The organism is Caulobacter sp. GW821-FHT09A05 (assembly GCF_059418465.1).
Window position 1 is genome coordinate 81,392 of the sequence record NZ_JBWKPX010000015.1, and the last position, 19,636, is coordinate 101,027.

Sequence of the window (19,636 nt, forward strand, 5' to 3'; positions counted from 1 at the left end):
AAAAGCTCCCCTTCCGGGGATCTTAATACGCCTCCGCTGGCTCCGCCGGAGCGTCCTTACAGGGGACGTTCCGGCCCGGGGCCGGCGGGGGCGTTTTGCGTTTGGACCCCTACCCGCCCCGCTTCAGCGTCTCGCGGGCGATGACCAGCTGCTGGATCTGGCTGGTGCCCTCGTAGATCCGGAAGATCCGCACGTCGCGGTACAGGCGCTCGATGCCGTAGTCGGCGACATAGCCCGCCCCGCCGAAGATCTGCACCGCCCGGTCGGCGACCCGGCCGACCATTTCCGAGGCGAACAGCTTGGCGGCCGCCGCCTCCAGGGTGACGCCCTGGCCGGCGTCGCGCTTTCGGGCGGTCTCCAGGACAAGAGCCCGGGCCGCCAGGGCCTCGGTCTTGCTGTCGGCGATCATCGCCTGGATCAGCTGGAAGCTGGCGATCGGCTGGCCGAACTGCTTGCGTTCCGAAGCATAGGCCACGCAGTCGGCCAGCAGCCGCTCGGCCACGCCCACGCAGACCCCGGCGATGTGCAGCCGGCCGCGGTCCAGCACCTGCATGGCCACCTTGAAGCCCTCGCCCTCCCCGCCCAGCCGGTTCCAGGCCGGCACGCGGACATTGTCGAAGGTCACGTCGTGGATGTGGGCGCCCTGCTGGCCCATCTTCTTCTCGGGCTTGCTGACCGAGAGCCCCGGCAGGTCGCGCGGGACCAGGAAGGCCGAGACGCCCGAAGCGCCCTTGGCGTCGGGGTTCGTGCGGGCCATCACCGTGAACAGCGAGGCCTTGCCGGCGTTGGTGATGTAGCGCTTGGACCCGTTCAGCACATAGGCGTCGCCGTCCAGCACGGCCCGGGTCTGGACCGCGGCGCTGTCGGACCCGGCCTCGGCCTCGGTCAGGGCGAACGAGGTGACGATCTCGCCCGACGCTATGCCCGGCAGCCACCGGGCCTTCTGGTCGTCGGTTCCGAACATCACCAGTCCCTGGCTGCCGATGCCGACATTGGTGCCGAACACCGAGCGGAAGGCCGGCGAGGCGCGGCCCAGCTCGATCCCGACCAGGCACTCCTCCTCCATGTTCAGGCCCAGGCCGCCGAAGTCCTCCGGGATCGACAGGCCGAAGAGGCCCAGGCCCTTCATCGCCTCGACGATCTCGGCCGGCACGGCGTCGTCCTCGGCGACCTTGGCCTCGATCGGACGCAGCCGTTCAGCGACGAAACGCCGCACCGTGTCGATCAGCTGGTCGCGGGTCTCGAGGTCCAGGGCCATGGCGTTCCCTCCGCTTCAAACATCTGTTTTGAGCAGACTGTAGCGGCGGCCGGCCGGAAGGAAAGGGGTTAGAACCTCGACCGCCAGGTGGCCAGGGCCCCGACCTCCGGCGCGGCGTCGGCCTGGTGGCCGGGCTGCAGGGCCAGGCTGGCGCGCACCACCAGCGAGCGCCAGGGTCCGAAGGCCCGCTCCAGGCCCAGGCTGACGTCGATCTCGCGGCCGTCCGGCGATGCGCCGAACCGGCGGGTCGAGAAGGTGATCGGATCGTCATAGGCCAGCGGCACGTCGGCCAGGACGGCCTGGAACTTGCCGCTCTCGATGCGCAGGGGCTGGGACACGCCGAGGGTCAGGCGCGAGCAGGCCCAGCCGACCAGCCGGCAGTCCGCGCCAGCCTCCAGCCGCCAGGCGCTGCTGATCGCCCGGTCCAGCGACAGCAGGCCGCCGTCCACCGCCGTGCGGCCGATCGACAGGTCGGCGTGCAACGACAGGCCGGGCCTTGGATAGAGGTCCACCGCCGCCGCCCCGAACCGGGTCCGGGCCGGCAGGGCCAGGGTCGAACCCGGCGTCACATAGGATCCCAGCGGCCCCAGGGGCTCGTCCAGCGTCCCGCCGGTCAGGCTGACCAGGGCGGCGCCGACCTCCATCATGCCGGTGGCCGAGGCGTAGGAGGAGCCTTCGATCTCGGTGATCTGCAGCGGCTGGCGCGGATGGGCCGAGCCCTGCTCGGCCAGCAGGGCCAACCGGCCCAGGCGCAGGGCGGCCTGGGTGGCGCGATCGGGCCGGGCGACGGCCTGGAAGGCGTCGCGGCCCGCCGGACCGGCCGGGGCCGCCGCCCCGCCCTCGCCGCTCCAGTTGGACAGGCTCAGGCGCCCGTAGGCGGCCTGCATGCGCACCGACCGCATCGGCCGGGGCCCCAGGGCCAGCGACGGCTCGGGCTCGTGGGCGCGCTCGTCGAACACCGGCCCCTCGACCGAAACCGCCAAGTTCAGCCCGCCCAGCGCCGGACCGCCCAGCACCACCTGGCTGGACGCCTGGATCGGCGGCGGGGCCAGCAGGGCGCGGCGGCGCTCGCCCGGCAGGCCGTCGGCCAGGTTCACCGAGAACAATCGGTCGTAGTCGTCGTGGATCACCGTCCGCAGGCCGTCGGCGCGGCTGAGGGCCGAGCCGAACGCCGAGGCGACGGCGCCGCCCAGGCCGGCGCCGGTCAGGGCGACGGTCCCGCCGTCGGGCAGGGACAGGCTGCTGGCCCCCACGGGCGCGAAGGCGCGGGCCAGGTCCAGGCCGCCGCGGCCATAGGTGGAATCGGTCCCCGTCGCCCCCAGGTCGTCGGCCGTGCGCAGCAGGATGTCGACCGCGTCCCGTCCCGACAGGTTGGGAAAGGCCTGCAGCAGCAGGGCCAGGGCGCCCGAGACCTGGGGCGCGGAGAACGAGGTGCCCGACACCACCGCGCAGCTCGTGCTGTCGCACTCGGTGGCGATGGCGTCGCCGGGCGCGGCCATGTAGCCGCTGGCCGCCACGCCGGCCTTGTTGGAATAGCTGGCCATCGCCCCGGCCTGGGTCAGGGCGCCGACCGCGACCACCGCGCCGGCGTAGCGCGGATCGACCGCGTAGCGGGCCGGCCAGGACGGGTCGGGATCACCGTCGTTGCCCGACGAGACGGCGACCACCGTCCCGGCGGCGACGGCGCGGGCCAGGGCCGCCTCGAACCTCGGCCCCTCCGGGCCGTCCCCGCCCAGCGACAGGTTGACCACCTTGGCCCCCTTGGCCACGGCGTAATCCAGGGCGTCGGCCAGGTCGTCGGAGTCGAAGACGCAGTCGGGGCAGTCGGCGGGGGCCGCGCGGCTGTCGTCGGCCCGGACCGACAGGATCGTGGACCCGTAGGCCACGCCGATCGTGCCGGCGCCGTTGAACCGGGCGGCGATGATGCCGGCCACCCGCGTGCCGTGGCGGCTGGAGCCGACCAGGGCGCCGCGCCCGATGATGTCGGTGGAATCGGCCGAGACCGCGCCGATCAGGTCGGCCTGGGCGCCGTCGACGCCGGTGTCGATCACCGCCACGGTGATTCCCTGGCCGCTGGCCCCCTTGCCGTAGGCGACGTCGGCCTGGATCGCGCCCAGGTTCCAGCCGCGCTGGTATTCGGCGCTGCTGGCCGAGGGGACCGGCGGGGGCGGCGGCGGAGGGGGCGGCGGCGGCGGCGGAGGAGGCGGAGGAGGCGGAGGTGTGACGACGCCCGGCGCGGGTCCCGAACCGCCGCCGCCGCCCCCGCCGCACGCGACCAGCGGGATCGCCGCGAGCAGGGCCCAGGCGCCGGGGCGATACAGGCCAGACCGAACCAAACGCAGCACGTTCACCCCCAGGGACGCCAAATGTCCCCTTCGTCTTACACCTTTCCGGTCTCGGCCCGCGCGAGGGCGCTACGTCGCACCCCGTAAAGGAAGTACACGGCCGCCCCGATCAGGTGGGCGTAGAGGAAGTAGAGCTGGGTCTTGGCCGGCAGGCTGTAGAACAGATACAGGCACCCCAGGATGGCGCCGGGCGCCACCACCTGCCACAGCGGGGTGGAGAACATCCGCGGCCGCCCCGGGTCGCGCACCCGCAGGATGATCACCGACAGCCCCACGGCGATGAAGGCCGCCAGGGTGCCGGCGTTGGCCAGCTCGGCGATGTCCTTCAGCGACAGCAGCCCCGACAGCGCGGCCGACAGGGCGCCGGTCAGCAGGGTCATCAGCACCGGCGTGCCGGTCTTGCGGTTCACCCGCGACAGGGCCGGCGGCAGCAGGCCGTCGCGGGCCATGACGAAGAAGATCCGGCTCTGGCCGTACATGAAAGCCAGGATCACGGTCGGCAGGGCGACCACCGCGGCCAGGGCCACCAGCTGGGCCATCTTCGGATGCTTCAGGGCCTCCAGGATGAAGACCAGCGGGGCTTCGCTCCTGGAGAACACCTCGGTCCGCGAGGCGCCGATCGCGACGGCGGCCACCAGCATGTAGATCAGGGTGCAGGCCAGCATCGAGCCGACGATGCCGATCGTCAGGTCGCGCCGGGGGTTCTTGGTCTCCTCGGCGGCGGTCGAGACGGCGTCGAAGCCGTAGAAGGCGAAGAAGATCAGGCTGGCGGCGGCCATCACCCCGACCTTGACCCCGTCCGGGCCCTCGGCGGCGGCGAAGCCCTGCGGCATGAACGGCGTGAAGTGGCTGGCGTCGAAGGCCGGCAGGCAAAGGACCACGAAGATCGCCAGGGCGGCGATCTTGATCACCACCAGCACCATGTTGACCGTGGCGCTCTCCTTGGTGCCCAGGGCCAGCAGCCCCGCCACCGCGAACGAGATGATCACGGCCGGCAGGTTGACGATCCCGCCCTGGTGCGGCCCGGCCAGCAGCGCGGGCGGGAAGCCCGCCACCTGGAACAGCCCCTGGGCGTGGGCCGACCAGCCCACCGCCACGGCCGCGCAGACCAGGGTGTATTCGAGGATCAGGCTCCAGCCGACGAACCAGGCCACCGGCTCGCCCATGGCCACGTAGCTGTAGGTGTAGGCGCTGCCCGAGGCCGGGATCATCGTCGACAGCTCGGCGTAGCACAGGGCCGCGCAGGCGCAGACCGCCCCGGCGATCAGGAACGACAGCATCACCCCCGGCCCCGCCAGCCCCGCCCCGACGCCGGTCAGGGTGTAGATGCCCGTGCCGACGATGGCCCCGACGCCCAGGGCCACCAGGTGATACCAGCTCAAGGTCTTCTTCAGGGCGTGGGCGGCGTCGCCGCTCGCCGTGTCGATCGCCTTGCGGCGGTTCCAGAAACTCATACGGTCCTCCCGACTCTTTCGCCGGGACGATGGGCTAGGGATGCGCCGCCGCCAAGGGGGAGAATTTGCTCCGCAGACGACGTTTCGAGCACACTCCTCCCCCTGTGGGGGAGGTGATCGCGTAGCGATCGGTGGGGGGGTGGCGCGGGATGGTCGATTTTGGATCGGGCCGCCGGCCGATCGCTCCCCCCTCCGTCACCCCGGACCAAGTCCGGGGCGACACCTCCCCCACGGGGGGAGGATTGGGCTCAGATCACCGCGTCGAAGGCCGCCCAGCTGGGCATTTCGCCGTTGGCCTTGCGGCCGCGGTTGGCGATCCGGGCGTACAGCAGCTTCACGCAGCGGCTGCCCGTGGTCTCGAACAGGAACGGGAAGATCCCGTGGACGAAACAGGCCGCGCCGCCCAGCAGCATCGGGAAGGCGAAGCTCCAGGCCACGGCCATGTGCTCGCCATAGGTCTCGTCGACCGAGCGGGGGTGGCGGGTGAAGAGGTCGAGCATGATCGCGGGGGCCCCGTGGAAGGTCGTTGCATGATGCCGCGTCCGGCGAAAATGACATGGTCTCAGACGCCGCGCCGTGGCAAAAACGGAGAACTTGGTTCTCCAAACATGGCTTGATAGAGAATGATTTCGCTGGACCAGATCGACCGCCGCCTGCTGGCCATCCTGCAGCAGGACGCCACCGTGCCCATCGCCGAGCTGGCCGAGCGGGTGGGCCTGTCCCAGACGCCCTGCTGGAAGCGGGTCAAGCGCCTGCAGGACAGCGGCGTCATCACCGCCCGCGTCGCCCTGGTCGACCGCGACGCCCTGGACCTGCCGCTGACCGTGTTCGTGGCGGTCAAGACCGGCCGCCACGACGAGGACTGGCTGGCCACCTTCGCGGCCGGCGCCAGGGCCCTGCCCGAGGTGGTCGAGTTCTACCGGATGAGCGGCGAGGTCGACTACCTGCTCAAGGTCGTGGTCCGCGACATCGCCGCCTATGACCGCTTCTACCGCCGCCTGATCGCCACCGCCCCGCTGACCGACGTGTCGTCCAGCTTCGCCATGGAGCAGATCAAGTTCACGACGGCCCTGCCGATCGCGACGGCGTAGGGCGCGGCAAGTTATCCACAGACCTCCACGTTCCTTCTCCCCTTGCGGGAGAAGGTGGCCCGCGTAGCGGGTCGGATGAGGGGTTGAAGGTCGGGTCCGCCGCGACGGCGATTCAACCGATCAGGGCCGGAAACTTTTGAGAGCCCCCTCATCCGGCGCTTCGCGCCACCTTCTCCCGCAAGGGGAGAAGGAAACTGACGTTTATCCCCGCGAAATCCGGATCCGCCCTCAACGAAATCAACGCGCTACACGAAAACGCACGTTTCCTGTCCCCACCCTCCGGGGCCGGCGCACACTCGTGTCATGACCCAGACCCAACACACCCCCGCCCCGTCCCTGGCCTGGTGCCAGGCCCTGCAAGCCAAGCTCATGGACGCCCTCGACGCGGCCTGGGCGACCCTCGAGCGCAGCAATGACCCCGCCGAGATCCGAAGGGTCCGCGAACGGGCCAGGGCCATCGGCGACCTGGCCGCCCAGGCCCGCAAGGTGGCGCTGATCACGCCCAGGGAGCCGAAGGCCGACGCCAATGTCGCCGCCAAGGCCGAGATGCTGGCCCGCGTCATGGCCCCGGCCTGGCCGCCGAGGCCCTGGTCGCCGCCCGCGCCCCCACCGCCGCCCAGGCCGAGCTCTCCCGCCGCGCGCTGGACAAGCTGAAGGGCGGCGGCCGCACGCGGCTGTGAGACCAGCGCGCCGGCCACGGATCCTTCAACTGGGTTGAACGACGGCCCGCTTGCTTTCGAATGGCCAAGGCGTCGCCCCTCGCCGCAAGCTCGTCACCTCACCGGAGGCGACGATGCGACTGATCCTGACCGCGCTGCTGGCCGCCGCCCTGTTCCCCGCCTCGGTCCGCGCCGCCGAACCCGCGCGGGCGGCCCCGCCGCCGGCGGCGACCAACGCGACCCCCGCCGACGCCGTGCGCCTCTATGGCGAGGCGATCGCCGAGCGGGATCCCGTCAAGCTCGGGCGCGCCTTCCAGCCGAGCGCGATCGCCTACTGCACCGACGGCGGGACGGTCACCGCCACCTACCAGGCCCAATGGAAGGCCCGGCTGGCCAAGGAGTCCGGGCCGTCGGCGCCGCCCCCGACGATCGCGCGGATCGACGCCGGCGAGACCACCGCCCTGGCCAGGCTGCGCTCGGTCCGCGACGGCCCGCCCCGCGTCGACTACGTGCTGCTGGCGCGGCTGGCGGGCGACTGGCGCATCGTGGGAACGCTCTGCCAGCCCGCCCCGGCCGAGAATCCGGCCTCGGCGGCGGGCGTGGCCGGGGTAGTGGACGACAAGTTCGAGGCCGACCGCCGCTGGGACGCGGCTCGGCTCGGCGCGACCCTCGATCCCCGCGCCCTGGTCATGAGCGTCGAGGACGGCCAGTTCGTCGCCGCGTCCGTGGCCGAGTGGCAAGCGCGCTACGAGGACCGCCGCAAGACCTCGCCCGGCGCGAAGTTCGAGGTCACCAGCCGCGTCGTCGACGCCCAGGGCGACATCGGCATGGCCCGCTGGTCGTTCCGCACGGAAAGCGGCGAATGGACCGACCGCGCGCTGATGCTGCGAACGGCGTCGGGGTGGCGCATGGTGGCGTTGCTGTTCGTCCGGGAGGGGCCTTAGCTAGGACCTTTGATCCTCCGCCTCTGGGCAGGGCTTCGCATATGGATCTGCTCCAGAAAGACTGTCATCCCGGACAAGCTCGGCGAAGCCGAGCGCCGATCCGGGACCGCCGGAAGCGCTGAGTTCACGCCCCGGTCCCGGATCTTCGCGCTGCGCGCTCGTCCGGGATGACAACCGTTTTGGGTCATATGCGATTTGCCCTGCCCCTTTTGGAAAGGTGGCCCGAAGGGCCGGAAGGGGCCTCGCGGCGGGGCGCCGTCGGGCAATGAGGGCGACTCCCCTGCCCCCGCCCGCGGCGAGGCCTCACCTTAAATCCTTGATGGCGAGCCTGCTCTGGCGTCTGGCCGTGTCAAGGACCGCCTCCGGCGGCCGCGCCGCGGCGGCGCCTGGCGCCGTGACACGGCCAGACGCCAGAGCTCCGATCCACCAAGGCTTTAAGGTGGGGCCTCGCCGCGGGCGGATGGGGATGGGGCCCACACCAACAGGCTCGCATCAGCAATTTATTAACTTGCCCCCCTCCCCAAGGTTGAGAGATGAAGGTTAGCTAAACTAATCATTGGGGCGACGATGCTTTACAAAAGAATCATCGAAGGCGGCACGATCAACGAGCCAGAGGGCAAACCGGATCCCCAATTTGCTCTCCCGTCCACGGTAAACTGGATGCACGCGATAAGCGTTCTGGTGAGAGACAAAGGCATAGATTTTCAAACATCAAAAACATTCTACTCGACTATAGGCAAAAGACCGATGGCGTCGGTGGTAGAAAATACTGTTCTAGAGCAATTATTCCTGGGCCTTCACCATTTATCCGCTCTCGAAAGGATGCAAAACGAAAAGAAATCGGCTGATTTTGCGCGGATTGGGATCTTAGCCTGGTATTATGGAATTTCAAACTGCGCGAGCGCAATGATCGCCGCACAAAATGGATCTTTTCAAGAAGATCACTCTGGAACAGCAAAAATATGGGACACGGATATAGCCTCTAAGGGGCTCGCAATGGAGCCCTTTAGCTGGAGAGTTAGCACCTTATTGGAAAATGATTACAAAGAAGAAGTACGTATTTATAGGGCGAACAGTACGGGAGATTTACAAAATAAGCCCTACACCGCCTTTGACGCTATGGGTGCCGCCGCAGGTTATCTTTCCGGATCTGCGAAATGGTACGCCTGGAAGAACACTGAGGAAGTTCGCAAAACTTCCGCGTATAGAGACCTTGGCGTCACCGACTTCAGAAAGAAAGCCGCAAGGGAACTCAGAGATTCGCGTCTATCGTCACGATCTGTGGGTTTCGTTCATCAAGCTTCACGTTATCGCGGCAAAGCCAACTATCGAGAAGCCCTTTTCCTAGCTTACGGGAAAGCTACCGACACGCTATTGGCCGGTTTTGTAGAAGACCAAGCCATCGTATTACGTGCATTTCTCGCAATGGGAGGGGCATTTGCCTCACGAAAACTGGGAAAGGAACTTTGGGCTGAGTTCGTCGCAGATGTAGACGCAAACCGAGCCTTTTCAACTAGCGCCGCTGGCCTATGGGGTTGAGGGCCCCGCTTCCCCCCTACGCCGCGTCCAGATCCAGCGAATACCCCGCCGACCGCACCGTCCGGATCGGGTCGCCGTCGACATCCCCGTTCAGCGCCTTGCGCAGCCGGCCGATGTGGACGTCCACGGTCCGCGCCTCGACATAGACGTCCGAGCCCCAGACCGCGTCCAGCAGCTGTTCGCGGCTGAACACCCGGCCCGGGTGCTGCATCAGGTAGTCGAGCAGGCGGAACTCGGTGGGGCCCAGGTGGACCTCCTTGCCCTGGCGCTTCACGCGGTGGGCGACGCGGTCGATGACGATGTCGCCGACCGTGATGCGGTCGTCGGCCAGGCCCGGGCGGATGCGGCGCAGCACGGCGCGGACGCGGGCGGTCAGCTCGATCATCGAGAACGGCTTGACCACGTAGTCGTCGGCCCCGGTGTCGAGGCCGCGGATCCGGTCGCTCTCCTCGCCGCGCGCCGTCAGCATGATGATCGGCACGTTGCGGGTTTCGGAGCGGCCGCGCAGGCGGCGGCAGACCTCGATGCCGGAGACCTTGGGCAGCATCCAGTCGAGGATCACCAGGTCGGGGGCGCGCTCGGAGGCCATGGTCAGGGCCTCCTCGCCGTCGCCGGCCACGCCGACGACGTAGCCTTCCTTGTCGAGATTGTAGTGCAGCAGGGTGGCCAGGGCGTCTTCGTCTTCGACCACCAGAACGTACGGAGTCACTTGCGCTGGCCCTCTACTTAGTTCGACAGCTCGAGCTTGGGACGCTGGGAGACGATCTCCTCGCCGGTCAGCTCGAAATGGATGATCTCGGCGATGTTGGTGGCGTGGTCGCCGATGCGCTCGAGGTTCTTGGCCACGAACAGCAGGTGGGCGCACGGATTGATCGTCCGGGGGTCGCCCATCATGTAGGTCAGCAGTTCGCGGAAGATGGCGTTGTAGTGCTCGTCGACCTCCTCGTCGCGGCCCCACACGCCGATGGCGCGCTGCAGGTCCGAGGCGGTGTAGGCGTCCAGCACGTCCTTGAGCCGGCCCTGGACCAGGCGGCCCATGCGCTCGATCGAGCGGGTCAGGGCGCTCATCGGGTCGGCCTCGGTCAGGATCAGGGCGCGCTTGCCGATGTTCTTGGCCATGTCGCCGCAGCGTTCCAGGCTCATCGAGATCTTCAGGGCGGCCACGGCGTGGCGCAGGTCCACGGCCATCGGCTGGCGCAGGGCGATCAGCCTGAAGGCCTTGCGCTCGATCTCGGCCTGCAGGGTGTCGAGCCGCTCGTCGCGGGCCACGACCTGCTGGGCCAGGGGCGCGTCGCGGCGGGCGATGCAGTCGATGGCGTCGGCGACCTGGGCCTCGGCCAGGCCGCCCATGCGGGTGACCTCGGCCGTGAGGTGGTTCAGCTCTTCGCCGTAGGACTTGACGGTATGTTCGGTCATCTGTGGTCCCTACCGGTTAGCCGAAGCGGCCGGTGATGTAGTCCTGGGTGCGGGTGTCGCGAGGATTGGTGAACATCTCCTCGGTCGGACCGCTCTCGACCAGCTTGCCCAGGTGGAAGAAGGCGGTCTTCTGCGACACGCGGGCAGCCTGGGCCATCGAGTGGGTGACGATGACGATGCAGAACTGGCTGCGCAGCTCGTCGATCAGTTCCTCGATCTTGGCGGTGGCGATCGGGTCCAGCGCCGAGCAGGGCTCGTCCATCAGGATCACCTCGGGCGAGACGGCGATGGCGCGGGCGATGACCAGGCGCTGCTGCTGGCCGCCGGACAGGCCGGTGCCGGGCTGGTGCAGGCGGTCGGAGACCTCGTTCCACAGGCCGGCCTTCTTCAGGCTGCTCTCGACGATGGCTTCCAGCTCGGCCTTGCCGGTGGCCAGGCCGTGGATCTTGGGGCCGTAGGCGACGTTTTCGAAGATCGTCTTGGGGAACGGGTTCGGCTTCTGGAACACCATGCCCACGCGCGAGCGCAGCACCACCGGATCGACCGACTTGGCGTTGACGTCGTCGCCGTCGATCTCGATCGAGCCCACGACCTTGGCCGACGGGATGGTGTCGTTCATCCGGTTGATGCAGCGCAGGAAGGTCGACTTGCCGCAGCCCGACGGGCCGATGAAGGCGGTGACCGACTTGGCCGGCACGTCCAGGCTGACGTCGAACAGCGCCTGTTTCTCGCCGTAGAAGACGTTGACGTCGCGGGCGCGGATCTTGAACTCGCCGGTGGTCACGTGGCCGTGGCCGGGCGGGATGGCGGCCGCCAGGGCGGGGGCCGCCGCTTGATGTTGGGAGGCGGCGAGGGTGTCGTCGCGGTTTTCGGTCGGCATGGCGTGTCCCAGCGAAAGGGAGGAAGCGAGGGGATTGAGGAGGCGCATCAGTCTACCACCGGCGTTCGAAGCGGCGACGCAGGATCACCGCGGCGGCGTTCATGACGATCATGAAGACCAGCAGCACGATGATGGCGGCGGCGGTGCGTTCGTGGAAGGCGCGCTCCGATGCGTTCTCCCAGATGAACACCTGGACCGGCAGCACGGTGGCCGAGCTGGTGAAGCTTTCCGGCGCGCCGGGCACGAAGGCGACCATGCCGATCATCAGCAGCGGCGCGGTCTCGCCCAGGGCGTGGGCCAGCGACAGGATGGCGCCGGTCATCACGCCGGGCATGGCCAGCGGCAGCACGTGGTGGAAGACGGTCTGGGCCTTGGAGGCGCCGACGCCCAGGGCGGCCTCGCGGATCGACGGCGGCACCGCCTTCAGCGAGCTGCGGGTGGCGATGATCACGGTCGGCAGGGCCATCAGGGCCAGGACCAGGCCGCCGACCAGCGGCGAGCCGCGCGGCACGTGCAGCCAGTTGATGAACAGGGCCAGGCCCAGCAGGCCGTAGACGATCGACGGCACGGCGGCCAGGTTGTTGATGTTGACCTCGATGACGTCGGTCCAGCGGTTCTTCGGGGCGAACTCCTCGAGATAGACCGCGGCCATCACGCCCACCGGGATGGCGATCAGGGCGGTGATGACCAGCATCATGGCCGAGCCGATCACCGCGCCCCAGACGCCGGCCTGCTCGGGCTCGGTGGAGTCGGAATTGGTGAAGAACCGGGTGTTGAAGCCGGCCTTGACGGTGCCGTCCTGGCGCAGCTTGTCCAGCCAGTCCAACTGCTGGTTGTCGAGCTTGCGGTCGCCCTCGGCCGTCGAGCGCTTGATCTCGCCCTTGTAGTAGAGGTCGGCGTCGGCCTTGACCGAGCCGGTGACGTCGACGGTCTTGCCGATCAGCGAGCGGTCCTTCTTGATCATCTGCAGCAGCTGGTTGCCGAAGTCGCGCGACACCAGGTCCTGGACCTTGCTGGACACCGTGCCCAGGTCGTCGTCCTGGACGCCCAGCTTCTTCATCATCGCCTCGGCGACGATGTAGTCGTAGTTGACCCCTTCCAGCGCGGTCACGTCGATGCGCTCGGGGTTCAGGTAGACCGGCACCGTCAGGGTGTGGGTCTCGAAGGTCGAGTAACCCTGGGCGACGATGCGGCCGACCAGCACGACCAGGAAGATCATGGCGACGACGATCGCCGCCATGCCCTGGGCGCGGAACAGCTTCTCGGAGCGATGGCGCTTCTTCAGCAGGGCGTCGCGGGCCGACAAGCCCGGGCGAGCGGCGGGGGCGCCGGGGGAAATGGCCGCGTCAGTCATATTGTTCCCGGTACTTCTGGACGATGCGCAGGGCGATGATGTTGAGGCCCAGGGTGACCACGAACAGGGTCAGGCCCAGGCCGAAGGCCGACAGGGTCTTGGGGCTGTCGAACTCCTGGTCGCCGGTCAGCAGGGTGACGATCTGGACGGTCACGGTGGTGACGGTGTCCAGCGGGTTGGCGGTCAGCTTGGCCTGCAGGCCGGCGGCCATGGTGACGATCATGGTCTCGCCGACGGCGCGGGACACGGCCAGCAGCATGGCGGCCATGATGCCCGGCAGGGCGGCGGGCAGGACCACCTTCTTGACGGTCTCGGACTTGGTCGCGCCCATGGCGTAGCTGCCGTCGCGCAGGCTCTGGGGCACGGCGTTGATGATGTCGTCCGACAGCGAGGACACGAAGGGGATCAGCATGATGCCCATCACCACCCCGGCCACCAGGGCCATCTGGTTCTGGACCTGCATCAGGTACTGGGCGATCCCGTCCAGCGGGCCGCCGGCCATCTGCTCGCCGATGCCGTTGAAGAAGGCGCGGAACAGCGGCCCGACGGTCAGGGCGGCGAAGAAGCCGTAGACCACGGTCGGCACGCCGGCCAGGATCTCGAGCAGCGGCTTGATGGTCGAGCGCAGGCCGCGATTGGCGTATTCCGACAGGTAGATGGCCGAGTAGAGGCCGACCGGCGCGGCCACCAGCATGGCGATCAGCATCACCAGGAAGGTGCCGGCGAACAGCGGCACGGCGCCGAACGCCCCCGACGAGGCCACCTGGTCGGCGCGCATGGCGATCTGCGGCGCCCATTCGGTGCCGAACAGGAAGCTGAGCGGCGAGACGCTCTCGAAGAACCGCCAGCTTTCGTAGATCAGCGACATGACGATGCCGAGCGTCGTCAGTACGGCGGCGACCGAGCAGGCGATCAGCACGCCGCTGATCCAGCCCTCGACCCGGTTGCGGGCGCGGAATTCGGTGTTGATGCGCGGGGTGGCCAGCAGGAAGCCGGCCAGGGCCAGCAGGCCGGCCAGGCCCAGGACCGAATAGCTGACGATGCCGTCGATGCGCTTGGCCTCGACCACCTTGGCGTCGAAGGCGGCCTTCAGCGGGCCGTCATAGGCCACCTCGCTGGGCGCCTGGCCGACGGCGACGGCGCTGACGTCGCTGAAGAACACGTCCTGGCGATCAGGGGTCAGGGCTTGGACCGCGGCCGGGCGCTGGGCCTGCAGCATGGCGTCCTCGACCCGGCCGCCGAAGGTGGCGCCCAGCAGCAGCAGCAGCGCCGCCGGCGCGCCGGCCCAGAGGGCGGCGTAGAGGCCGTAATAGTTCGGCAGCGAGTGGAGCTTGGCCTTGGAGCCGCCGGACGCCTTCAGCGCGCGGCCGCGGCCGGCCATGAACGCCGCGCCGGAGAACAGGGCGAGGAAGAGGAGCGAGAGCCAGGTCAGCATGCGTGCGGCGGGGTCTTGCGCGAAGGATGCGATGACGGCGCCCAACGCGCCGTACCGCCCACGCCGATCTATGCCGGGCGGGCGCCGACCTTATGCGACGTTTTGACGACAGTTTTGCGACACCGCCCAAGGGCCCGATTTTGCTCGAGTTTATATTTGTCGCGCTTCTGTCGTTGTCATTCCGGAAAGCGCGCAGCGCTTGTCCGGGATGACAACGATTGCCGGCGTCGGAAATTCCCGCCGCCGCCCTTGAACGGCTCCAGGCCCTACTGGCCGGCCGCGCCCGCCCCGCGCGCCATCGGGAAATAGACCCCGAACGCCGCGCCCTCGCCCTGCACGCTCTCGACGGTCATGCCGCCGCGGTGGCGGTTCATGATGTGCTTGACGATGGCCAGGCCCAGGCCGGTGCCCGAGCGTTCGCCGCTCTTCTGGCCCTCGACCCGGTAGAACCGCTCGGTCAGGCGCGGCAGGTGCTCGCGGGCCAGGCCCGGCCCCCGGTCGCTGACCCGCAGGCTGGCGTAGCGCTCGTCGACCGCGTGGTCGGGGGTCAGCAGCGACATGCGCGCCGCGCCCGGATCGCGCGGGGCGGCGGCCATGTCGGCGGTCAGGCCCGAGAAGACCTCCACCCGCACGACCCCGTCGCGCGGGGTGTACTTGATGGCGTTGTCGACCAGGTTCTGGATCACCTGGACGATCTGGTCGCGGTCGCCCTCGACCACGGCCGCGCCGCGCGGCGGCAGGACCGGATCGAAGGTGACGGCCTTTTCCTTGGTCTGGGGCGTCAGGGCGTCCAGGACGTCGATCGTGGCCATGGCCAGGTCGACCTGGCCCAGCGGGGCGATGTGCTCGTTGAGCTCGATTCGCGACAGGCTCATCAGGTCGTCGATCAGCCGCGCCATCCGCTCGGCCTGGGCCTGCATGATGCCCAGGAACTTGTCGCGCGCGCCGACGTCGTCCTTGGCGTGGCCGCGCAGGGTCTCGATGAAGCCCGACAGTGAGGCCAGGGGCGTGCGCAGCTCGTGGCTGGCGTTGGCCAGGAAGTCGGCCCGGGTCCGCTCGCTGCGGCGGGCGTCGGTCTCGTCGCTGAGCACCAGCAGGGCCAGGCGCGATCCGCGCTCGTCGACGCCCAGCGGCGCGCAGTGCGCCGCCCATTCGCGCCCCTGGGCCCCGCCGCCGACATAGTCGACCGAGCGGCGCACGCCGCCGAACAGGCTTTCGTCCACCGCCTCCAGCACCTGCGGGCTGCGCAGGGCCGAGACCAGCAGCCCGCCGCGCGGCTGCAGCTTGAACAGCTCGCGCGCCGCGGCGTTGGCGAACACGAACCGCCGGCCGGTCAGGTCGTCGGCCTCCTCGGCGGCGATGACCATCAGCGGATCGGGCAGGGTCTCGAGAATCAGGCCGAAGGGCGGCGGCTGGTCCTGGGCGGCCGGGACCGGGGCCGGGACGGCCGGGTCGGCGGGGCGGTTCAGCGTCCGGCGGGCCAGCCCATAGCTGGCGACGCCGCTGAACAGGGCCAGCGGAACCGCCGCCGCGACGTTCGCCCCGCCCGTCGCCGCCAGCGCCAGCAGGGCGGCCGGCCCGGCCAGGACGGCGCCCCATACGGCCAGGGGCGTGCTGGCGGCTCCGTCGGAACGGGCTGACGAAGACGGCGAGGCCATCGGCATGCGGCAGTCTCGATTTTTAGCGAGGGGAGGATTCGGCGAACCAGATATGGCGCCCCGGGAACGCTTGCGATAGACCGTCAAACGCCTCGTGGCGCGACGTTGTCGGAAAGCACCGCAATTTCGCCGCAACGTGCCGCAATCTGGGGTCTGGGATTATCTCTAAGGTGTCGTTCGGAATGCAGCGCAAGGTCCTGGTCGCGACAGTCGCAACCGCTCCTCTCCTCGCCATGGCGTTCGGCGCTTATGCTGAGACGGTCATCAACACGGCCCGCACGACGCCGATCGCCACCGCGACCGCGACGTCCGCCGGCGCCGCCGACGACGTGAAGGTCGACACCGGCGGCGGGATCACCCTGACCACGGCCGGCCCGCTGGTCACCCTGAACAGCAACAACAAGGTCACCCTGGGCGGCAACGGCCTGACCACGGTCGGCGTCGACAACTCGACCGGCGTCCTGATCCAGGGCGGCACGACGGGTTCGGTGACCAACAACGCCGTCATCGGCCTGACCGAGGACTACACCCCGACCGACACCGACAGCGACGGCGACACCGACGGCGCGTTCGCCAAGGGCGCCAACCGCTACGGGATCCGCCTGGTCGGCCCCGGCGTGTTCACCGGCGACATCGTCCAGGGCTCGACCGGCTCGATCGCCATCGAGGGCAACAATTCGGCCGGCATCTCGCTGGAAAGCGGCCTGGTCGGCAACCTGACGACCGCCGGCTCGATCACCGTCACCGGCGACAACGCCTACGGCGTCCACGTCGCCGGCCCGGTCACCGGCAAGGTCACCCAGAACGGCTCGGTTTCGGTGCTGGGCCAGAACGCGGTCGGCGTGGCCCTGGACGGCGACGTCACCGGGGCCTTCGCCATCCAGGGCGCGGTCTCGGCGACCGGCTACCGCTACACCACCCGGCCGGCCGAGACCGCGATCGACAAGCTCGACGCCGACGACCTGCTGCAGGGCGGGCCGGCGGTGCGGGTCGCCGGCGACGTCACCGGCGGCGTGCTGCTGAACGGACCGACCTCGTCCACCGCCATCAACGGCACGACGACGACCACGACCACGATCTCGTCCTCGACGACGGGCACGGGATCGATCAGCGTCTCCGGCGGCGCCCCCGCCCTGCTGATCGGGTCGGACACCCGCGCCGTCACCGTCGGCGCCGTGGGCGCGGCCGACAACGCCTACGGCCTGCTGGCCAAGGGCGCCATCGTGGCCAACGGCGTCTATGACAAGATCGCGGCGACCGGCGTGCAGATCGGCGGCCAGACCGGCCAGACCACCACCCTGGTCGGCGGCGCCCGCTTCGACAGCACCGTCAACGCCAGCGCCCGCGAAGCCAACGCCACCGCGATCAACCTGACGGCCGGCGCGGCGGTCCCCTCGCTGTGGAACCGCGGCGGGATCAGCGCGGTCAGCGCCTCCTACGCCGGATCGGGCGTGACGGGCGACGCCCGCGGCCTGGTGGTCAACGCCGGCGCCAACCTGGCCAACCTCACCAACAGCGGCAGCATCTCGGCGATCCGCAGCGGCGAGACGGGCGACGCCATCGCCGTGCTCGACACGTCCGGCACGTTGAAGACGATCACCAACAGCGGCACGATCACCGCCCAGGTCGCCGCCCCCACCGCCAAGAAGGACGGCACCACCACCTCGACGGCCAAGGCTACCGGCACGGCGGTCGCCCTGGACCTGAGCGCCTCGAGCGGCGGCGTGACCCTGACCCAGGCGGCGCCGGTCTCCACCACCGTCACCACCACCTTCCCCAGCACCGACACCGTCACCACGGCGACCTCGACCTCGACCACCATCACCCCGACGATCGTCGGCGCCATCCGCTTCGGCTCGGGCGCGGACACCTTCGACGTCCAGGCCGGGAACGTGGTGGGCGACATGTCGTTCGGGGCCGGCGCCGACACCCTGAACGTCGGCGGAGGCGCGGTGGTGCTGGGCGCCCTGCGCGATTCGGACGGCCAGCTGGCGATCAATGTCGGCAAGGGCTCGCTGGGCCTGACCAACGCCGAGACCATCAACGCCACCAGCCTGACCCTGGGCGCCGACAGCAAGATGGTGTTCACCGCCGATCCCAGCGCCAACAACGGCGCGGGGGCCAACACCCGCCTGGTGGTCTCGGGCGCGGCCAACATCGCCTCGGGCGCCCAGATCGGCCTGCGCCTGACCAGCCTGCTGACCGCGCCCACCAGCTACACGGTGATCACCGCCGGCTCGCTGACGGCCGGGACGATCAACCAGGACCTGCTGGGCGGCACGCCCTACCTCTATGTCGCCTCCAGCCGCACCGACACCAACAACGTCTATCTGGACGTCCGTCGCCGCACGGCCGGCGAGATCGGCATGAACACGGCCCAGGCCTCGGCCTATGACGCCACCTTCGCGGCCCTGGGCAAGGACAAGGACATCTCCACCGCCTTCCTGAGCCAGACGACCAAGGACGGCCTGCTGGGCCTCTACGACCAGATGATGCCCGACCAGGGCGAAGGCTTCTTCGCGGCCCTGCAGAACGTCACCCACGCGATCTCCACCGCCACCGCCTTCCGCCCCGATCCGGGCGACCGCTACGGGCCCGACAGCCTGTGGGTCCAGGAGATCAACACCCTGGTGCGGCGCGACACCGACGACACCATGGGTTCCGACACCCAGGCCTTCGGCTTCGTGGGCGGCTACGAGGCGATGGGCGACGCCGGCGGGGCCCTGGGCCTGACCCTGGCCTATGTCAGCGTCGAGGAACACGACATCGCCGCCAAGGTCGGCGAGCAGACCACCGGCAACTTCGTCCAGCTGGGCGCCTACTGGCGCCGGTCGATCGGCGGCTGGCGCATGAACATCGGCGGCGGCGGCGGCTACGGCTGGTACGACGGCGACCGGACGTTCAATTCCGGCGACCTGAACGGCGACGGCGTGGCCGACGTCCAGCGCAAGAACAGCGCCAAGTGGAACGGCTACACCTTCAACGCCTTCGCCGGCACGGCCTACGAGGCCAAGTTCGCCGGCCGCTACTTCGTCCGCCCCGAGGCCTATCTCGACTACCTCCATCTGAGCGAGGGCCAGCGCAAGGAATCGGGCGGCGGCGACGGCTTCGACCAGATCGTCCACAAGCGCAAGTCCAGCAGCCTGACCGGCGACGTCGGGGTGGTGCTGGGCGCCGACTACGGCCGCGACGTGTGGTGGCGTCCGGAAGTGCGGGTCGGCTATCGCCAGCTGCTGGCGGGCGAGATCGGCGACACCGTGGCCCAGTTCACCGGCGGCGGCGCGCCCTTCACCCTGGCGGCCGCCGACGACAAGGACGGCGCGGTGACCCTGGGCTTCGCCCTGCGGGCCGGCACGCCGATGTCCTACCTGGCGCTGGAGGCCAACGCCGAGGCGGCCAAGAAGCAGAAGCGCTACAACCTCAAGCTCACCGGCCGGGCGATGTTCTAAAACCGCGACCGCAAGTCTCATCGACTTTCGGCCAACTGGTACGCACACTGATCAATAGGCCCGCGCTTCGGCGCGGGCCTGTTTCGTTTTGAATCCAACCGCCCGCCTGCGTGCGGACCCGCGGGTCCGAAAAAGGAGCCTGAAGGAAAACTCT

The 19,636-nt window shown here is 69.4% G+C and carries 15 protein-coding genes and 1 pseudogene; 5 read left to right on the forward strand and 11 right to left on the reverse strand.

Annotation, left to right across the window (positions count from 1 at the left end; translation table 11 throughout):
- Window positions 1-109: 109 nt before the first annotated feature.
- The 4 genes from AC07NX_RS15640 to AC07NX_RS15655 all read right to left on the reverse strand — a co-directional run bounded on the left by AC07NX_RS15640 (window position 110) and on the right by AC07NX_RS15655 (window position 5,557).
- On the reverse strand, window positions 110-1,258 hold the full coding sequence (locus tag AC07NX_RS15640; protein ID WP_494643019.1) for an acyl-CoA dehydrogenase family protein: 1,149 nt from the start codon (window positions 1,256-1,258) through the stop codon (window positions 110-112).
- Window positions 1,259-1,326: 68 nt separating this feature from the next.
- Window positions 1,327-3,603 carry a S8 family serine peptidase gene (locus AC07NX_RS15645; RefSeq protein ID WP_494643021.1) on the reverse strand — a complete coding sequence of 759 codons (2,277 nt, stop codon included), beginning with the start codon at window positions 3,601-3,603 and terminating at the stop codon, window positions 1,327-1,329.
- A gap of 35 nt (window positions 3,604-3,638) precedes the next feature.
- On the reverse strand, window positions 3,639-5,057 hold the full coding sequence (locus tag AC07NX_RS15650) for an amino acid permease (protein ID WP_494643022.1): 1,419 nt from the start codon (window positions 5,055-5,057) through the stop codon (window positions 3,639-3,641).
- Window positions 5,058-5,305: 248 nt separating this feature from the next.
- Entirely contained in the window at window positions 5,306-5,557 is a 252-nt protein-coding gene (locus tag AC07NX_RS15655) for a DUF6356 family protein (RefSeq protein ID WP_035076140.1), read from the reverse strand.
- Between the two features lie 123 nt (window positions 5,558-5,680).
- Here AC07NX_RS15655 and AC07NX_RS15660 point away from each other — a divergent pair, with 123 nt between their 5' ends.
- On the forward strand, window positions 5,681-6,148 hold the full coding sequence (locus tag AC07NX_RS15660; protein WP_494643024.1) for an Lrp/AsnC family transcriptional regulator: 468 nt from the start codon (window positions 5,681-5,683) through the stop codon (window positions 6,146-6,148).
- Here AC07NX_RS15660 and AC07NX_RS15665 read toward each other — a convergent pair.
- Window positions 6,117-6,254, reverse strand: a pseudogene (locus AC07NX_RS15665) (hypothetical protein); the annotation flags it as partial. The gene AC07NX_RS15660 and the pseudogene AC07NX_RS15665 overlap by 32 nt on opposite strands.
- Before the next feature lie 197 nt (window positions 6,255-6,451).
- Between AC07NX_RS15665 and AC07NX_RS15670 the strand changes: the two are divergent.
- The 3 genes from AC07NX_RS15670 (at window position 6,452) to AC07NX_RS15680 (ending at window position 9,290) form a co-directional block, all read left to right on the forward strand.
- The gene (locus tag AC07NX_RS15670) at window positions 6,452-6,802 is read left to right on the forward strand and encodes a hypothetical protein (RefSeq protein ID WP_494643026.1); all 351 of its coding nucleotides are present in this window, start codon (window positions 6,452-6,454) and stop codon (window positions 6,800-6,802) included.
- Window positions 6,803-6,941: 139 nt separating this feature from the next.
- Window positions 6,942-7,751, forward strand: a complete 810-nt coding sequence (locus AC07NX_RS15675) for a nuclear transport factor 2 family protein (protein WP_494643027.1) — start codon at window positions 6,942-6,944, stop codon at window positions 7,749-7,751.
- Between the two features lie 567 nt (window positions 7,752-8,318).
- A complete protein-coding gene (locus AC07NX_RS15680; protein ID WP_494643029.1) occupies window positions 8,319-9,290 on the forward strand; it encodes a hypothetical protein in 972 nt (323 codons plus the stop codon).
- A 16-nt stretch (window positions 9,291-9,306) separates the two neighbouring features.
- Here AC07NX_RS15680 and phoB read toward each other — a convergent pair whose 3' ends face one another.
- The 6 genes from phoB to AC07NX_RS15710 all read right to left on the reverse strand — a co-directional run bounded on the left by phoB (window position 9,307) and on the right by AC07NX_RS15710 (window position 16,039).
- On the reverse strand, window positions 9,307-9,999 hold the full coding sequence (phoB, locus tag AC07NX_RS15685; RefSeq protein ID WP_012288542.1) for a phosphate regulon transcriptional regulator PhoB: 693 nt from the start codon (window positions 9,997-9,999) through the stop codon (window positions 9,307-9,309).
- Window positions 10,000-10,016: 17 nt separating this feature from the next.
- The gene (gene phoU / locus AC07NX_RS15690; RefSeq protein WP_035076664.1) at window positions 10,017-10,706 is read right to left on the reverse strand and encodes a phosphate signaling complex protein PhoU; all 690 of its coding nucleotides are present in this window, start codon (window positions 10,704-10,706) and stop codon (window positions 10,017-10,019) included.
- Between the two features lie 16 nt (window positions 10,707-10,722).
- Window positions 10,723-11,586 carry a phosphate ABC transporter ATP-binding protein PstB gene (gene pstB, locus AC07NX_RS15695; protein WP_494643031.1) on the reverse strand — a complete coding sequence of 288 codons (864 nt, stop codon included), beginning with the start codon at window positions 11,584-11,586 and terminating at the stop codon, window positions 10,723-10,725.
- Window positions 11,587-11,638: 52 nt separating this feature from the next.
- Window positions 11,639-12,940: a phosphate ABC transporter permease PstA gene (pstA, locus tag AC07NX_RS15700; RefSeq protein WP_494643033.1), complete on the reverse strand. Its 1,302-nt coding sequence runs from the start codon at window positions 12,938-12,940 to the stop codon at window positions 11,639-11,641.
- The gene (gene pstC, locus AC07NX_RS15705) at window positions 12,933-14,375 is read right to left on the reverse strand and encodes a phosphate ABC transporter permease subunit PstC (protein WP_494643034.1); all 1,443 of its coding nucleotides are present in this window, start codon (window positions 14,373-14,375) and stop codon (window positions 12,933-12,935) included. The genes pstA and pstC overlap by 8 nt, the downstream gene beginning before the upstream one ends.
- Before the next feature lie 266 nt (window positions 14,376-14,641).
- The gene (locus tag AC07NX_RS15710; protein WP_494643035.1) at window positions 14,642-16,039 is read right to left on the reverse strand and encodes a sensor histidine kinase; all 1,398 of its coding nucleotides are present in this window, start codon (window positions 16,037-16,039) and stop codon (window positions 14,642-14,644) included.
- Between the two features lie 176 nt (window positions 16,040-16,215).
- Here AC07NX_RS15710 and AC07NX_RS15715 point away from each other — a divergent pair, with 176 nt between their 5' ends.
- Window positions 16,216-19,482 carry an autotransporter domain-containing protein gene (locus AC07NX_RS15715; RefSeq protein WP_494643037.1) on the forward strand — a complete coding sequence of 1,089 codons (3,267 nt, stop codon included), beginning with the start codon at window positions 16,216-16,218 and terminating at the stop codon, window positions 19,480-19,482.
- The last annotated feature ends 154 nt before the right edge of the window (window positions 19,483-19,636 follow it).

What these genes read in the sequence shown, in the direction of transcription:
- AC07NX_RS15640 (WP_494643019.1), bottom strand. Translation starts at nt 1,258, where the DNA reads ATGGCCCTGGACCTCGAGACCCGCGACCAGCTGATCGACACGGTGCGG.
- AC07NX_RS15650 (WP_494643022.1), bottom strand. Translation starts at nt 5,057, where the DNA reads ATGAGTTTCTGGAACCGCCGCAAGGCGATCGACACGGCGAGCGGCGAC.
- AC07NX_RS15655 (WP_035076140.1), bottom strand. Translation starts at nt 5,557, where the DNA reads ATGCTCGACCTCTTCACCCGCCACCCCCGCTCGGTCGACGAGACCTAT.
- AC07NX_RS15660 (WP_494643024.1), top strand. Translation starts at nt 5,681, where the DNA reads ATGATTTCGCTGGACCAGATCGACCGCCGCCTGCTGGCCATCCTGCAG.
- AC07NX_RS15670 (WP_494643026.1), top strand. Translation starts at nt 6,452, where the DNA reads ATGACCCAGACCCAACACACCCCCGCCCCGTCCCTGGCCTGGTGCCAG.
- AC07NX_RS15675 (WP_494643027.1), top strand. Translation starts at nt 6,942, where the DNA reads ATGCGACTGATCCTGACCGCGCTGCTGGCCGCCGCCCTGTTCCCCGCC.
- AC07NX_RS15680 (WP_494643029.1), top strand. Translation starts at nt 8,319, where the DNA reads ATGCTTTACAAAAGAATCATCGAAGGCGGCACGATCAACGAGCCAGAG.
- phoU (WP_035076664.1), bottom strand. Translation starts at nt 10,706, where the DNA reads ATGACCGAACATACCGTCAAGTCCTACGGCGAAGAGCTGAACCACCTC.
- pstB (WP_494643031.1), bottom strand. Translation starts at nt 11,586, where the DNA reads ATGCCGACCGAAAACCGCGACGACACCCTCGCCGCCTCCCAACATCAA.
- pstA (WP_494643033.1), bottom strand. Translation starts at nt 12,940, where the DNA reads ATGACTGACGCGGCCATTTCCCCCGGCGCCCCCGCCGCTCGCCCGGGC.
- pstC (WP_494643034.1), bottom strand. Translation starts at nt 14,375, where the DNA reads ATGCTGACCTGGCTCTCGCTCCTCTTCCTCGCCCTGTTCTCCGGCGCG.
- AC07NX_RS15710 (WP_494643035.1), bottom strand. Translation starts at nt 16,039, where the DNA reads ATGCCGATGGCCTCGCCGTCTTCGTCAGCCCGTTCCGACGGAGCCGCC.
- AC07NX_RS15715 (WP_494643037.1), top strand. Translation starts at nt 16,216, where the DNA reads ATGCAGCGCAAGGTCCTGGTCGCGACAGTCGCAACCGCTCCTCTCCTC.